Here is a 16,347-nt window from a genome sequence, read left to right as displayed (position 1 = left end):
ATCCCCCTGCCGAATTACTGCGTAAGCCGTAGTTTGTTGATCTGACGCGCAATGGACGCAAAGGCATCATCAATGTCCAACCCATCGACATCGTAAAAATGCGAGGGCGAGGACGCGCAGTCAGCCAAAGTTGCATCGCCCTGACCATAGGTATCCATTCCGATCGTAAAGACGATCACGTCATTGTCCTTGGCGGCTTGGCAGATGGCAGAGGTACGGTTGTTTTTCCACGTACCCGTCCGAGTCCGCACGATCCGATTATAGTGACCATTCGCGCTTCGGCTGGTGTCTGCCTCGGACAGGATGCTGTCCACGAACCTGTCCACCGGCATATCGGCCCAAACCTCAGGCCAAGTCATCTGTACCGCGCCGCTACCGGGTGTGAAGCTCCAAAAATCGCCCGAAACCCGATAGAAATCCCGACCTGTTCCGGGGCGGTTCCGGTAATAGCTATAGTTGTTCGTGCCCGGCAAACGGAACAGCGGCGAGTTACCCTCGCGATAGGGCGGTCTGATATCGAAGTTAAGAGTGTTTGCACCATCAGACATCACGATCAGGTACTTAATAGCGTCGGGATTATCGAAATCATAAGGCATCCCGCGCCCTGCAGGGCCAGACAGGTGTTCATAGCCTGTCATTCCCGACAAGGACGACAAGACCGGACGCATGGTTGGGTCCAGCATTGCAGCGCCCCACTTCGCTGCCATCTCGATGGATGTGTAGCCATAAGGCTGCATCGCCCGGATACGGGTTTTCAGAACATCCGGATCTTCCGACCACGCAACGATGTCGCGTCGTGCTGAATCCGTTGGGCAAACCGTGTTGTATGTACTCAGGTTCCATCCCGTGCTGGAGGGATCGTGATGCGCCGTTCGGTTCAGCAACGTATTCGTCGGAACGGCCGTGGTGGTATAGTCTGCGGTGGAGTTGAACGTCACGCAATGCGATGTCGAATGTTCAGCCGACACCGTGAAGTTGTTCAGCAAATCCTCACCCACAGAGACTTGTGTGGCAAAAGGGACAAGTGAAATCGTCGTCGTGCCCGGCTGCCCAGGTTTCGGTTGCACCGCATCGACGAAAGCTTCGGCTGCAGGAATAAGCAGGTCCATGCGCGACGGGTTGGCGGCAGGTCCGCTGGTCGATCCAGGTGCCCAGGACATCGAACCCGAATTGTCCAGTGCAACTGCGATTTCTAGATCACGGCGGGACTCGGTCGCGGCACCAACAACCGGTACATCCCAACCGTTGCGCCCAGCCAACCTTGTCAGCAAAGCTGGAACAAAGGCATCCGATTCAACCGCCACCGTTCTTTCGGTGGCGGTGTTTACAACAGTGACGTTCCGAAGATTATCGCCTAGTCCCGCTTTCGCAAAAAAGTCGTTTACCACATCTTCAGGTTCCAGAACCTGTTCAAGGTCCGCCGACGCAAGACTGGCTGAATCCGATGTGTTCTGAAGCTTGACCCTAATGTCTTCCGTCAGCGCAAGCTCCATGGCAAGCCCGATGAACACCATCATGGGGACAAGGAAGATCGCCAGCAGGATAAGAACCGCGCCTTCAGACTCTTGGCGAAACCGCGAAAACAAATCGCGGGCGCTGTTTTTGTCCAGATAGTTTTCTTTTGATTTTGACTCGGAAATTGAGTCCTCGGGAAGCTGAATATACGTCTTAACCATTTTCAACACTCACAAACTCTGGCGCATTCACACGATTTGGTGAGGCCAGAACACTGAAAAATCTTTCGATTCGTTACTGCAAAGTTAACCGAAAATGAACCAAAAATGAACGGAGCAAGACGGATTATGAACACAATTTTGCCATTAAGTCAAAATTCTGCACAGGATGAGAAGGTCCACCCAAATGGATTGCGCATTCTCGGTCCTAAAAAAGTTATATATTTTTCAGATTGTTAAGGTGTGAAAACTGCGAAAGCGCAAACTAGAAAGCCCATTTAGATCCTGATTGGGCCGAAAGGAGTTCAGTCCGGAATCAGACAGCATTATTAGCGTTCAAACTCAATCCGATAGGCCCGATATCACCTTACTGTTGCCGGATTCGGCCTCTTGGCAGATGCCTGAATTGTTAATAGCCGTCCCGCTTTTGTCCGAAGAAAACTTTGGTGACCTCTTCGGTGACGTTCCATTCCACGCGACTGCCATCGCGGATGAAAAGGCTATCTCCTGTGCACAGGGTGCTGACCTCACCTGTGGTCTTGTCCGTCAACTGGCATTTGCCCGACAAAATGGTCATCAATTCATCACCTTGTTCGGTGCACTCAAACACGCCGGGAGTACAACGCCAAATACCGGCCCGCATCGTATGGCCTGACCCACCAGCATCCATGCGCCCAAAAACAGTGGGCGATCCCGACTTGATGACATAGTCGCTTTCGGGGTTGTCGAAAGGCCAGGGCTCAAGCGACCCCACATCTTCATCTGGTTTGTATTCAATCATACTGATTTCCGGTTTCAGAGTGTGTCTTTCCTGGAGACAGGGGCCTTCATTATTTGTTTAGGTTCGGCGTTGTTAACCATTCCCATTCCGCGAAGTCAGAAGAAGTCCTTTTCCGTCAGAATACGCTGCTTGCGACCCCGACGGCCAAAGTCGATGTCCACAATCTTGCGGTTCCTGTCTTCGGTCTGATGTCGACAGAAACGAAACCCTTCATCGCTGACATTTCCCGGAATCATGGCCCAGTTCCATATGCTCGGCATAAGTTTGCGATATGGGGCAATCAGATCAATCACCCACATCCGCCCGCCTTCGGCTTTCCAATCCTCCGGCATCAGCGGTTCGCCCCGAATGTGTTTCTTTTCCGCGTCCTCCGACAGAAAGGCCCAGGTGAAGATCGCGCGGGGAACCTCATCGAACCGGAATATCCTGTACTGGCCCAGTACAAGCGGCGGTTCAAACGCCAGTCGCAGGTTCGCAACAGTCATCCGATTGTGATAGCTGCTGCGAAAGGCCAGAAACATTGCGTCGCCATAAGCGCGCAAAAGTTTCGGGTCGGGTGCTTCTTCACGCGGAAGAGGTTTGCCAGAGGCATCGAGGATCTGTTTCATGCCACTTTCGAAGATTTACTGAGCAAGGCCGCTTCCCACGGCTTGAGGCCGGGCAACGCTGAGGGGCCAAATTCATTGGCGTTGGACTTAAGGCCGGGAAAAATCTCGTACAGCTCATTGGCGGCATCCCGATCAATTCCGTCCAAGCTGGTCGGGCCGGGGTGGAAGCTTTCGGTTGCAAGCCCGTTGGTTACGATGACTTCGTGTTGATCGAAGGCCAAATGGAAGTATTCGACCTCAGCAACCGAACGATCGACAGTTATCGTTGAATCATTCAGCAAGCCTTTAGCGGGGGCCAGAACTGCCGGATGGCCGAACAGCATCTCTGCCAAGGGGTCCTGAACCTGAATTCGGTGCTGAGGAGAAACCAAAAGATCGCCATTAGGCGCATCGTGGCCAAAGGCGTTGCCCCGTATCCTTACTGGAAACAGGCTATCGTTTCGATCCAACTCTGCCGCATCAATGCAGCGACTGCCGATCCAACGAACTTGTTCCGTCCGGCCATCCGCCGTCAGAACGTCGTCCCCGATCAGCAAATCCTCAACCGGGCGCTCGCCAGCCGGAGTCGCAATCAGCGTGCCTCGGGACACGCAGATGAGCAGGTTGATGACAACGGTGTCTGTATCGCTGGCTCCAGAAGCATCACTGCCTGTAACCGTGAAGCTGACAACCTGATCAGACCCGGATGCAATTACTGCAGCCCGGTCGATTATGAAGGTGAATTCACCGGTTGTGGAATTCGTAACAAATGTACCGTAGGGGGTTACAGGTAAATTGAAGACATAACCGTCTTGCGCTTCACTCCCGCCAACCCCATCCAAATTGTTGTCCAGATCAAAGTCGCCAGTGACCGTTGTTACAGAAGGGTCGCTTAAGTCCGCTGAGGTTGTCCAGATATCCAGATTAGCAGTGCCGCTACCGGTGAACCCCGTCACCTCGCTGATATTATAAAATATAAAACCCATATCACTACATTTCCCGATCGGCCGTCACGTTCGGTTCGGCAAGTCACTCGTTCTTAGACATAATACTATTTCGTCGCACAGTAAGGCGACTGTCAATCAAGCAAGCAACCATGCGTGTTTTTTATGTGAATATGTGCATGTAGAGAAAAATAGTTCCGGCGGCGCAGAGTCGTCGGCTATAGCTGGTCCAGAAAGCAGCCAACCTTATCCGCCATTTGGTCAGCCGTATCGTTGCGGTTGAAAAACTCGATAAATCCGTCTTCCGGCGTCACCAGATAGGTAAAGGTCGAGTGGTCGACCAAATAGAACTCATCGCTTTTGTCATGCGCCTTGTAATAGGTCTTGTAAGCTTGGCTGGCCGCCTTGACCTGCTCGGGCGATCCGGTCAGGGCGATGGTTTTTCCGCCAAGATTGAACGCATAGTCGCTCATCACTTCGGGCGTGTCGCGATCCGGGTCAATTGAAATGAACAATGGCGTCACCGACTGGCCGCGTTCGGCCAGAATGTCGACAGCTTCGGCATTGCGTGACATGTCAAAAGGACAGACATCCGGGCAGAAAGTGTAACCGAAATAAACCAACGTAGGCTCGGTGATCACGTCCACGTCGGTAACCGTTTCACCCGCACCGTTGATCAACTCGAACGGCCCGCCGATTGCCGCCGACCCGCCGGCAATTTGGCTGGAGCGGCATTGTGCAAACTTGTCATCTGATCCGCCACCTCTTGTCAGCAGCCACATGGTACCAACGCCTATGGCCAGAACCACGGTTGCAAGAATGGCATACAGACGGATCATGGCGGGCTTCCTGAAAGAAAAAGGGGTTGTTGATCGTTTCGGCCCGGACACCTATCAAGATGAGCAGCCTATGCAACAGGACATAATCGACCAATGGCAAATTCCAACATCACATTATGGCGCGGTCAGGAACGAAGCAGTTGGATTCGCCTGCGTACCCTTATTCTGTTGCGATGGGTCGCCATTATCGGCCAGTTCACCGCCATCACTGTGGCGCAGCAGTATTTCGACCTGCAGCTTGAGCTGACGCTGTGCTATCTCGCCATTGGCGTGTCGGTTCTGGGCAACATGACTGCGATTCTGCTGTTTCCGCAAAACAAGCGTCTGACCGAGTTCGAGAACTTCCTGATGGTGCTGTTCGACCTGATGCAGTTGGCGATCCTGCTATATCTGACCGGCGGCCTGAACAACCCCTTCGCATTGCTGCTGTTGGGCCCGGTGACGATCTCGGCCAACGTAATGAGCACCCGCTCGACCCTGATCGTGGGAGCGGTGGCCATTACGCTGACCTCGCTGCTTGTCGAGTTCCACCTGCCGCTGCGCACCGAAACTGGGCAGGTGCTTGAAATCCCCGACATGCTGCTATTCGGCAATTGGGCTGCGGTTGTGATCGCCATTGTCTTTATTGGTGCCTATTCCCACCGCGTCAGTTCAGAGGTGCAATCCATGTCCGAGGCGCTGGCCGCCACCCATATGGCACTGGCACGAGAACAGAAGCTGACCGATCTGGGCGGTGTTGTCGCCGCAGCCGCGCACGAGTTGGGTACACCTCTGGCCACGATCAAGCTGACCAGTTCGGAACTGATCGAGGAACTGGATGACCGCCCCGATCTGAAGGACGACGCCGCCCTGATCCGTGAGCAGGCCAATCGCTGCAGGGACATCCTGCGGGACATGGGGCGTGCGGGCAAAGACGACCTGCATCTTCGGCAGGCACCTTTGTCCACCGTCATTCACGAAGCGGCCGAACCCCATATCAACCGCGGCAAGATCGTTCATTTCACTGAAGGCCCCGCAGGCGAAGGCGACGTGCAGCAGCCATCAATCCTGCGAAAACCCGAGATCGTCCACGGGCTGAGAAACCTGATCCAGAATGCCGTGGATTTTTCTCGGGCAAATGTCTGGGTCGAAGCCGAATGGACACCCGATCAGATCTCGATCGGTATCATGGATGATGGGCGCGGCTATCCTTCACACATGATCGGCCGGATCGGGGACCCTTTCATGCGCCGTCGCCGCGCCGAGACCGAACAACGCGCACGGCCAGAATACGAAGGCATGGGCCTCGGTCTGTTCATCGCCAAAACCCTGCTGGAGCGAAGCGGCGCTGAACTGGAATTCGCCAACGGCTCGGATCCCTATCAGAACCTGTCCGACAATCCCGAACACCGGGGCGCGATCGTCAAAGTCGCATGGCCCCGCAAACTGGTGGACGCCCAGATCGGTGACACGCCCGTCCCGTCCGGTGCAAACCAGCGCTTTCAGATCTGAATTAAGACTCCGTTAACCAATGGTAACCATAATCTGAAACAGTCATTTCTGTTGCGGAGCGTCCATGGTCGACTGGATCATTCTGGCCATTATCAGCCTGGTTTCTGCCAGTGCCGCCGTCCATTGGTTGTTGCCCCGCCGCAGACACAGCGGCGACAACTTTGGTCTTTCGTCACCATCCTCCTTATTTGACACAGTCTTTCTGTTCGACGGGGACCGACTGATCAGCCATTCCGATATTGCGCTGGACGGATTTGAAGAGGTCCGGCACTGGCCCGACCTGCGCCGTCTGTTGAAACGGGACTTTCCAACCTTTCCGGAAACCCCGGACCCAATTCAAAAGGAAGGAAATCTGGTTGTCCCGGCAATTGATTGCACCGTTAATCGTGATGTTCTGTGTGAATGGATCGACGGTATCGTCAGGATTCAGTTGCGCGACGACGCCGAACGCCCGGAAACCATTCACCGGGATGCAAGCGATCCCATTCGTCAAGCAATGGATCGGGCGCCCTACCCGGTCTGGCTGTTGGATCATCAGGACAATGTACGGTGGTGCAATGCGGCCTATATCTCATTGGTGCGCAAGGTGCGCGGCCCTGATACCGATCTCACGGCGTCGCTGTTTCCCGGATCAGACGAAGACACGCGTCTAAGCACGAAGACACGGGTTTCAATCTCACCCGAGGAAAGTGAAAACAAGCTGTGGTTTGACCTGACCCTTGTAGACCATCCCGAGGGGCATCTGTGCTATGCGGTGGACATCAACGCAATTGTTGATGCTGAGACAGCCCAACGCAAATTCGTACAAACCATGACCAAAACATTTGCCCAGCTTTCAATCGGGCTGGCGATATTTGATCGCAATCGTCAATTGGCGCTGTTCAATCCGGCCCTGATCGACCTGACCACCCTGCCCCCCGATTTCCTGAGTTGCCGCCCGAGCCTGTCCAGCTTTTTTGACAGGTTGCGCGACCAGCACATGATGCCTGAGCCCAAGAACTACCGGACATGGCGCAGTCAGATGAACGATCTTCTTGAGGCAGCCGAAGACGGAAACTACCAAGAGACATGGTCTTTGCCGTCAGGCTCTGTCTACTCGGTCAGCGGACGCCCGCACCCGGATGGTGCTGTGGCCTTTTTGTTCGAGGATATCACGGCCGAGATCACGTTGACCCGCCGCTTCCGTTCGGAAATGGACCTGATGCAATCCATTCTGGACAAACTGGCCGACGCGATCGCCGTGTTTGGCGATGACGGAACATTGGCCTTTACAAACTATGCTTACCAAAAGCTTTGGGGGGAAAGTTCGGATACCGGGTTTGACTCGGATTCTGTGTTGGAGGTGACGCGCGGGTGGCAGACACAATGCGCCGCAACACCCATCCTGGGCGAAATTCGCGATTTCGTCGAAATGCGTGACGGCACTTCATTGACCTGCACTGTCAGCCCTTTGCACAACGGGGCCACAATCATACGCTTTTCCACGGACGCCCAGGTTATCCGTCCGGCCGAGATACAACAGATCAGCGCCTGAACCGGGTTGCAGCCAACCGGACACAGGGTCATTGTGGCGCCATGACGACTGCGCCGCTGACGATTGACCTGAATTCCCCAGAAGAAACAGCCGGGTTTGCTGCTCGATTGGGCTCAAAACTGTTGCCCGGTGACATTGTGCTGCTTGAGGGCGAGATTGGCAGCGGTAAAACGCATTTTGCGCGCAGCCTCATCCAGTCATTGATGACAATTCCGGAAGATGTGCCCTCACCAACATTTACGTTGGTACAGGTGTACGACACAGCCGCCGCCGAAATCTGGCACGCCGATCTCTATCGCCTATCCGCGGTAGAAGAGGTTGAAGAACTCGGCCTGACCGAAGCCTTCGACACGTCGATCTGCCTGATCGAATGGCCCGACAAGCTGGGTCCGCTTCGGCCTGAAAATGCCCTCACACTAACGTTCGAAACAGACCCTAATATGATGGAAAAACGAATGCTGACCCTGACGTGGTCGGACCCGAGATGGTCAGAAAAGTTGGAGTCCTGCTCATGACGAACCGGGCGGTTCTGGCCGAAGCCCTGATTGCCCAAACGCCATGGGCAAATGCCCGGCGCGCGCCTTTGGCTGGCGATGCGTCAAACCGCAGGTACGAGCGCCTGACGGACCCTGATTCCGGAAATACGGCTGTTTTGATGGATTCCCCCCCAGGTCAGGCTGAACCGGTGGAGGCTTTTGTGCGCATGGCCGAATACCTGCGGTCAGTTGGCTTGAGCGCACCCAAGATCTATGCAGAAGACACAGAGTTCGGGTTCTTATTGCTGGAGGATCTGGGCGACGATCTGTTTGCGCGCGTTCTCGAACACCATCCGCAGCAAGAGCGTGAACTCTACGAGGCCGCCACGGATGTTCTAATCACATTGCACGACGCGCCGACCTTGTCTTTGCGGTCTTACGGCCCATCCCTGATGACCGAGCTGGCCGCGCTGTCCTTCACAAAATACGCGCAAGCAGTGCAGGGGGCTTATGACGAAGATATGCGGGCCCGTTTTGAGAATCGGTTCGCCGATATCCTGCACACCGAAACGTCTGGCCAGAAGGTAGTCATCCAGCGCGATTATCATGCCGAAAACCTGATCTGGCTGCCGGATCGCACAGGGGTTCAGCGCGTCGGCCTTCTGGACTTTCAAACAGCTATGCTGGGTCATCCGGCGTATGATCTGGTGTCCCTGCTACAGGACGTTCGTCGCGACGTGGCACCCGGCACCGAGATGCGGATGATCACACGATACATCACAGAAACGGGTGTCAACGACCACGATTTCCGCACGGCCTATGCCGTTTTGGGCGCCCAGCGAAACCTGCGAATTCTGGGGGTGTTTGCACGGCTGGCAACAGAATACGGCAAGCCCCAGTATATTGACCTGATCCCGGCAACTTGGTCCCACCTGATGCGCGATCTGGAACACCCGGCGCTGGTTTCAGTCGCCGATCTGCTGCGGCGCGCCCTACCCGCCCCAACACCCGAGGCTTTGGAAAGGCTCAGACAGGCATGACCCGAACTCCCGAAGCCGTCATGCTGTTCGCAGCCGGGTTTGGTACCCGAATGGGCGCGTTGACCAGCACGACGCCCAAACCGCTGATTGAGGTCGCAGGTCGGCCCTTGATCGATTATGCGCTGGACCTGATCAACGACGTTCACCCCAAAAGGATTGTCGCAAACCTGCATTACCTGCCCGATCAGCTTGAGGCGCATCTGGCCCCCAAGGGTGTATTACTGTCCCGCGAAGACGCCGAGATTCTGGAAACCGGTGGCGGATTGCGCGCGGCCCTGCCGATGTTGGGCACAGAACCCGTATATACGGCAAACTCGGATGCGATCTGGGCCGGGCCGAACCCACTTGCGCTGCTGCGCGACGCATGGGACCCGGACAGAATGGACGCCCTGTTGATGTGTGTGCCCGTCACTCGGACCATTGGATATATGGGGACAGGAGATTTCACCGCCGACGCGTCAGGCCGGATTACGCGTGGGCCGGGGTTGATCTATGGCGGAATCCAAATCACCAAGACAGATGGATTGATGAATTTTCAGCAAAAGTCTTTTTCTTTAAACCTGTTATGGGACCAGATGCACAGTCAGAACCGCCTGTTTGCCCTGTCTTATCCAGGCCGATGGTGCGATGTCGGAAGGCCCGAAGGGATCGCCCTCGCCGAGGAGCTTTTGGCAAGTGTTTGAGCCTAGCGCCCTACCCCGCGTTTTTGCGGTTCCACCCGGTACGGACTTTCCCAAGGCGCTGGTTCGGGGGCTGCAGGCCCGCCACGAAGGTACCCCGCCCGAGGCCCTTGCCCGCGTGCAACTGGTGGTCAACACACGAAGGATGGCCCGGCGTGTACGAGAGTTGTTTGATCAAGGCCCACCCTGCCTTTTGCCACGTCTGTCGCTGATCACCGATCTGGGTGAAAGTGTTGATCTGGCGCAGGTTCCGCCCGCAATCCCGCCCCTGCGACGGCGCCTGGAACTGACGCAGCTGGTTTCTAAGCTGCTGGACCAGCAGCCGGATTTGGCGGCGCGGTCATCCGTGTTTGACCTGTCCGACAGTTTGGCCGCTTTGATTGATGAAATGCAGGGCGAAGGTGTGTCACCTGACGCGATCCGGAATCTGGACATCAGCGATCTGTCCGGACACTGGGCGCGAGCACAGGCGTTTATCGGGATCGCGGATAATTTCATCGACACCGGGGTCGATGCGCTTGACATGCAGGCCCGACAACGGCGCGTCGTCCTGAACCTGATCGACCGCTGGACGGCGGAACCGCCGCAACATCCGGTTATTCTTGCCGGGTCCACGGGATCAAGGGGGACGACCCTGATGCTGATGGAGGCTGTCGCGCGGTTGCCGCAGGGCGCGCTGATCCTGCCCGGGTTCGACTTCGATCAGCCCGCCGATGTCTGGACAGATCTGGATGATGCGTTGACATCAGAAGATCACCCACAATACCGGTTCCGCAAACTGATGGCGCAACTTGGGTTAAAACCCGATCAGATCAGGCCATGGACACAGGATACCCCGCCTTCCCCTGCCCGTAACCGGCTGGTTACATTGGCGTTGCGTCCTGCGCCGATCACGGATGCGTGGATGTCCGAAGGCCCGCAACTTACTGGTCTGGACAGCGCGGCTGCAGACCTGACTCTGGTCGAGGCCCAATCTCCGCGCGCCGAGGCTTTAGCGATTGCCCTGCGCCTGCGCGAGGCTGCGGAATCGGGCCAAACCGCTGCCCTGATAACCCCGGACCGGATGTTGACGCGTCAGGTCAGCGCAGCGCTGGACCGCTGGGACATCCTGCCCGATGACAGCGCAGGCCTTCCGTTGCAGTTATCGCCGCCCGGCCGATTCCTGCGGCACGTTGCGAACCTGTTTGCACGGCGGTTGGACGGCGAAGCTCTGCTAACCCTTTTGAAACACCCCCTGTGCCATGACGGTGGCGATCGGGGGGCGCATCTGCTGCATACGCGGGATCTTGAACTGGATCTTCGTCGCAATGGCCCGCCGTTTCCGGACGGGCGCAGCCTGACCGAATTTGCTATCCGAAAAGAAGCGCCAAACGCATGGATGCAGTGGCTTGTACGCCATTTCTGCGATCAACCGATCGGTGACGAGCTTGCACTGCCAGATTGGGTGGCGCGGCTGCGCGATCTGGCCGAAAGCATTTCCGCTGGAAGTGCAGGGGACGCAGGTACGCTGTGGGACAAGAACGCCGGGCAAAAGGCACTGTCCGTTCTAAGCGCGCTGGAGGCAGAAGCGCATCATGGCGGGTCAATGAATGCGCGTGATTTTGCGGATCTTCTTGGCGCTTTGCTGGCGGGAGAAGAGGTCCGCGACAGGGACGCACCACATCCGCATATCATGATCTGGGGCACGCTTGAGGCGCGTGTACAGGGGGCCGATCTGCTGATTTTGGGCGGACTGAATGAAGGCAGTTGGCCCGAAGCTGCAGCGCCTGACCCGTGGCTGAACCGGCAGATGCGCGACAAGGTCGGCCTATTGCTTCCGGAACGTAGGATTGGACTGTCGGCGCATGATTTCCAACAGGCGATCGGCGCGCCCGAAGTGTGGCTGACGCGCGCAACCCGGTCTGATGATGCCGAAACCGTACCGTCCCGCTGGTTGAACCGTTTGACGAACTTGCTGCAGGGGTTACCGGATCAGGGAGGCCGCGAGGCGCTGTCCCAGATGCGCGCCCGCGGCAGGAAATGGCTGCGCTGGTCGGAACAGCTTGAAGCTGCACCACGGATTGAACCCGCGCCGCGTCCCTCTCCGCGTCCGCCGGTCGCTGCGCGACCGCGCCGCCTGAGCGTTACGGAAATCAAACGTCTGATCCGTGATCCATACGCAATCTACGCTAAGCACGTGCTGCGCCTGAGGCCCCTTGATCCGTTGGTTCAGGCCCCCGATGCCTTGCTACGGGGGATCGTGATTCATGAAATTCTGGAGCATTTCGTCAAGGACAGTGTTCTGGATACAGCCCTGCTGACACGCGAGAATTTCCTGAAACGCGCCGAAAACCTGCTTGCGCAACACGTCGCGTGGCCGACAGCGCGCAAGCTGTGGCTGGCGCGGCTAGACCGGATCGCGGATGACTTTCTCAGCGCAGAAACTGCTCGGCACGGGGATGGGGGGCCGGTTTCGTTTGAGGCCAAAATGAACCTTGTTCTTGCTCCTTTGGACTTCGCCATCGTGGGCCGCGCCGACCGGGTCGACCTGAACAGCAGGGGTGCAGTGCGTCTGATAGATTACAAGACCGGCGCACCTCCGAGCGAAAGCCAGCAGGCGAAGTTTGAAAAACAATTGCTGATCGAGGCAGCCATCGCCGAACAAGGCGGGATCGAGGGGCTGAATCCGCTGCCCGTGGCCGAGGCCGTGTTTGTGGGGATGGGCGGAACGTATAAAGAGGTCCTTGCGCCCTTGGCAAAAGAACCGCCAGATAAGGTCATTGCAGAGCTAAGAGAACTGATTTCCGCATATTTAGAGCCTGATCAGGGCTTCACGGCGCGGAGGATGCTGCACAAAGATACGGATGTCGGCGACTATGATCATCTTGCCCGCTTCGGCGAATGGGATCGGACCAGCGACTCTGCGCCGGAGGTTCTGACATGAGCCACCGCAACGACGCGACCGAACGGCAGGTGCAAGCCGCACGGCCCGATGCATCGACCTGGCTTGCGGCGAACGCGGGTTCCGGCAAAACGCGGGTGTTGACGGACCGGGTTGCGCGCCTGCTGCTGGATGGTGTGCAGCCGCAGCATATCCTGTGCTTGACCTACACCAAGGCCGCCGCCAGCGAGATGCAGAACCGTCTGTTCAAACGACTGGGTGAATGGGCCATGCTGGGCGATGACGCCTTGCGCGCGCAATTGACGGAACTGGGTGTGCCCGGCGCAATTAATTCCGGTCGCCTGGCGCAGGCGCGAACATTGTTTGCGCGCGCGATTGAAACACCGGGCGGGCTGAAGATTCAGACGATCCACTCTTTCTGCGCCTCATTGCTGCGTCGATTTCCGCTTGAAGCCGGGGTCAGCCCGCAATTCGCGGAAATGGAAGACCGCGCCGCCGCCCTGTTGCGCGAGGAAATCGTTGAAGATTTTGCAGAAGGACCGCAAGCCGCTTTGATCGAAGACGTGGCCCGGTTTGTAACAGATACCGGGTTCGACAATCTAACGGCTGCGATCACCCAAAAACGCAACTTGTTTGCGCAGGCGCTAGACTGGGCGGAAATTCAAAGGCGATTTGATCTGCCCGAAGGGTTTGACGAAGACGCGCTGCTGGAGCGAGTATTTTTAGGTGGAGAAGTTGAATTTATTCAGTCAATCCTGCCTGCGCTTTCCGAAGGCGGAAACACCAACGCTAAAACTGCGGCGAAACTGGCGGCATTCACCGAGCCCCGGCTGACCAGTCTGCCTATGTTGGAAAGCGTCTTTCTAACCGGCAAAGGGGCCAAAGAACCGTTCTCGGCCAAGGTTAACAGCTTCTCGACCAAGGCGCTGCGCGAAGGCGCGTTGGCTGATCGAATGCCCCAGCTTGAGGCGCTGATGCTACGCATCGAGGCCGCGCGTGAGCTGCGTTTGGCCTTGGTTGCCGCACGTAAGACCCATGTACTGCATCGCTTTGCCGCCGCTTTCCTGCCCGAATATGAACGTCGTAAACAGTTGCGTGGGTGGCTGGATTTCGACGACCTGATCCTGCGCGCACGGCGGGTGCTGAACGACCCGGCGGTCGCAGAATGGGTGCTGTATCGGCTGGATGGCGGCATCGACCATATTCTTGTGGACGAAGCGCAAGATACCAGCCCAGATCAATGGGACGTGGTTGAAAAGCTGGCGCAGGAATTTACCAGCGGGGAGGGCGCCCGATCCGGGGTCGAACGCACGATCTTTGTGGTCGGGGATAAGAAACAGTCGATCTATTCCTTTCAGGGGGCCGATCCCGCAGCCTTTGACCGGATGCAGCAGGAATTTGGGCGGCGACTGATCAATTCAGGCTCTAAATTGGGGAGTTTAGAGCTGGAATACTCCTTCCGCTCGTCCAGTGCGATCTTGTCTTTGGTGAATATCCTGTTTGAAGGCCACGCCGAGGCGGGGTTTCAGGACAAAGCCCTGCACCGCGCGTTCAAGTCCAGCCTGCCGGGTCGCGTAGACCTTTGGCCTGCGATCGAAAAGGTGACCGACGATGACGAAGCCGACTGGACCGATCCGGTAGACCGCCCCGGTGCGCGGCATCACACTGTCATTCTTGCGGAAAAGATAGCCCATTCGATCAAGTCGATGATCGACACTGGCGAAACGATCCCCGAGGACGGTGAAACCCCCGGTACGTTCGTTCGCCGCAAGGTGCAGCCCGGGGACTTTCTGATCCTTGTGCAGCGCCGCTCGGATCTGTTTGCCGAGATCATCCGTGCCTGCAAAGCATTGCGCCTGCCAATCGCTGGGGCCGACCGGTTGAAGGTCGGCGCGGAGTTGGCCGTGAAGGACCTTGCTGCGTTGCTGAGTTTTCTGGCCACGCCCGAAGACAGCCTGTCGCTGGCCACTGTGCTGAAATCTCCTCTATTTGGGTGGACCGAGCAGCAGATTTTCGATCTGGCGCATCGACGGCAGGAACAATTCCTGTGGGCAGCGCTGCGCAACCGCGCCGAAGAGTTTCCCGAAACGCTGGCCGTGCTGAATGACCTACGCAGCCAGATCGACTTTCTTCGCCCATATGACTTGATCGAACGCATCTTGACCCGCCATCACGGGCGGCGAAACCTGCTGGGCCGGTTGGGGGCCGAGGCTGAGGATGGCATCAACGCCTTGCTTTCTCAGGCGCTTGCCTATGAGCGGACGGATATACCCAGCCTGACGGGTTTTCTGGTCTGGATGCAGACAGATGATCTGGAAATCAAGCGGCAGATGAGCGGTGTGGGCAACATGATCCGCGTGATGACCGTACATGGGTCCAAAGGTCTTGAGGCACCGATTGTCATCCTGCCGGATACCGGCAAGCGGCAAGCCCCGCGCGATGCCGAAATCATGGTGGCCGATGACACGCCACTGTGGAAGGTTCCCTCAGATGCGTCCCCCAGCCTGATCGCGCAGGCCCGGACCGAGGCGCGAACGCGGGAGGAAAATGAACGCCTCCGGCTGCTTTACGTTGCGCTGACACGGGCAGAGAAATGGCTGATCGTTGGGGCCGCTGGGGATGTCGGAAAGGACGGAACCAGTTGGTATCAGATGGTTGAGGCCGCGATGGGCCGGGCAGGGGCTACTCAAGAGCCGGGGTCTGATACATTAAGGCTGTCACATGGGGACTGGACCAGCTTGCCGCTTGTCTCTCATGCAGAGGCACCTGTTGAAGACGCCGATTTGCCTGCCGCGTTTCTAGCGGCGGCTGCAACCCCGTCCCCGGCGCAACAAACGATCAGCCCATCGGATCTGGGTGGCCCTAAGGCGTTGCCGGGTGACAGCGGTCAGGACGAAGACGCAGCCAAACTTCGCGGCACGCGCCTGCACCTGCTGCTTGAGCATTTGCCGCCGGTGCCACGGGACAACTGGCCGCAGCTCTGCGCCCGCGTTCTTCCCGATATGCAGGAAAAGGACCGACAAGAGCTGTTTGACGAAGCCCATACAGTCCTGACTGCAGAACATCTGCAGGACATATTTGGTCCGGACGCACTGGCCGAGGTTCCGATTACCGCCGACCTGAACGGCCACCGGATGCACGGGGTCATAGATCGGTTGATCGTCACGGCCGATACTGTGCAAGCCATTGATTTCAAATCCAATGCCACAATCCCCGAGGATGCGAACGCCTGCCCTGAGGGGCTGTTGCGTCAGATGGGCGCTTATGCACAAGCCCTGTCGCAGATCTATCCGGACCGGGATATCCGAACTGCAATCCTCTGGACCAGAACCGCCGGGCTGATGTGGTTTCCACACGATCTTGTGACGGATGCACTGGCCCGTGCGCCGATGCCTTGACCTTGGAAAACCTCGCACCTAGG

12 protein-coding genes are annotated in these 16,347 nt (G+C 57.2%); 7 read left to right on the top strand and 5 right to left on the bottom strand.

The genetic code is table 11. From position 1 onward, the window contains the following. Positions 1 to 14: 14 nt before the first annotated feature. From GOV88_RS11150 to GOV88_RS11130, 5 genes are all read right to left on the bottom strand, one after another. A complete protein-coding gene (locus GOV88_RS11150; protein WP_171240475.1) occupies positions 15 to 1,676 on the bottom strand; it encodes a TadE/TadG family type IV pilus assembly protein in 1,662 nt (553 codons plus the stop codon). 406 nt (positions 1,677 to 2,082) lie between these two features. Further along, positions 2,083 to 2,454 (bottom strand): cupin domain-containing protein, encoded by a 372-nt coding sequence (locus GOV88_RS11145; protein WP_171123723.1) that lies wholly within the window; start codon positions 2,452 to 2,454, stop codon positions 2,083 to 2,085. A gap of 95 nt (positions 2,455 to 2,549) precedes the next feature. Beyond that, positions 2,550 to 3,062, bottom strand: a complete 513-nt coding sequence (locus tag GOV88_RS11140; RefSeq protein ID WP_171240474.1) for a toxin-activating lysine-acyltransferase — start codon at positions 3,060 to 3,062, stop codon at positions 2,550 to 2,552. Beyond that, positions 3,059 to 4,027 carry a Hint domain-containing protein gene (locus GOV88_RS11135; RefSeq protein ID WP_171124028.1) on the bottom strand — a complete coding sequence of 323 codons (969 nt, stop codon included), beginning with the start codon at positions 4,025 to 4,027 and terminating at the stop codon, positions 3,059 to 3,061. The genes GOV88_RS11140 and GOV88_RS11135 overlap by 4 nt, the downstream gene beginning before the upstream one ends. Before the next feature lie 176 nt (positions 4,028 to 4,203). After that, entirely contained in the window at positions 4,204 to 4,824 is a 621-nt protein-coding gene (locus GOV88_RS11130; protein ID WP_171124030.1) for an SCO family protein, read from the bottom strand. A gap of 93 nt (positions 4,825 to 4,917) precedes the next feature. Between GOV88_RS11130 and regB the strand changes: the two genes are divergently transcribed. The 7 genes from regB to addA all read left to right on the top strand — a co-directional run bounded on the left by regB (position 4,918) and on the right by addA (position 16,324). After that, positions 4,918 to 6,315 (top strand): sensor histidine kinase RegB, encoded by a 1,398-nt coding sequence (regB, locus tag GOV88_RS11125; RefSeq protein ID WP_171123740.1) that lies wholly within the window; start codon positions 4,918 to 4,920, stop codon positions 6,313 to 6,315. Positions 6,316 to 6,379: 64 nt separating this feature from the next. Then, positions 6,380 to 7,849, top strand: a complete 1,470-nt coding sequence (locus tag GOV88_RS11120) for a PAS-domain containing protein (protein ID WP_171240473.1) — start codon at positions 6,380 to 6,382, stop codon at positions 7,847 to 7,849. Positions 7,850 to 7,890: 41 nt separating this feature from the next. Then, positions 7,891 to 8,364, top strand: a complete 474-nt coding sequence (gene tsaE, locus GOV88_RS11115) for a tRNA (adenosine(37)-N6)-threonylcarbamoyltransferase complex ATPase subunit type 1 TsaE (RefSeq protein ID WP_171240472.1) — start codon at positions 7,891 to 7,893, stop codon at positions 8,362 to 8,364. Further along, positions 8,361 to 9,365, top strand: a complete 1,005-nt coding sequence (locus GOV88_RS11110; protein WP_171240471.1) for an aminoglycoside phosphotransferase family protein — start codon at positions 8,361 to 8,363, stop codon at positions 9,363 to 9,365. The genes tsaE and GOV88_RS11110 overlap by 4 nt, the downstream gene beginning before the upstream one ends. Beyond that, positions 9,362 to 10,048 (top strand): nucleotidyltransferase family protein, encoded by a 687-nt coding sequence (locus GOV88_RS11105; RefSeq protein WP_171240470.1) that lies wholly within the window; start codon positions 9,362 to 9,364, stop codon positions 10,046 to 10,048. Before GOV88_RS11110 ends, GOV88_RS11105 begins: the two co-directional genes overlap by 4 nt. Next, positions 10,041 to 12,968, top strand: coding sequence for a double-strand break repair protein AddB (gene addB, locus GOV88_RS11100; RefSeq protein ID WP_171240469.1), 2,928 nt, complete (start codon positions 10,041 to 10,043; stop codon positions 12,966 to 12,968). The genes GOV88_RS11105 and addB overlap by 8 nt, the downstream gene beginning before the upstream one ends. After that, a complete protein-coding gene (gene addA / locus GOV88_RS11095) occupies positions 12,965 to 16,324 on the top strand; it encodes a double-strand break repair helicase AddA (RefSeq protein ID WP_171240468.1) in 3,360 nt (1,119 codons plus the stop codon). Before addB ends, addA begins: the two co-directional genes overlap by 4 nt. Positions 16,325 to 16,347 lie beyond the last annotated feature (23 nt).

This window comes from Ruegeria sp. HKCCA5491 (assembly GCF_013034565.1).
Taxonomy (GTDB): domain Bacteria; phylum Pseudomonadota; class Alphaproteobacteria; order Rhodobacterales; family Rhodobacteraceae; genus Ruegeria.
Note: the sequence above shows the minus strand (reverse complement) of the source record. Positions and strands in the feature narration are given on the sequence as shown.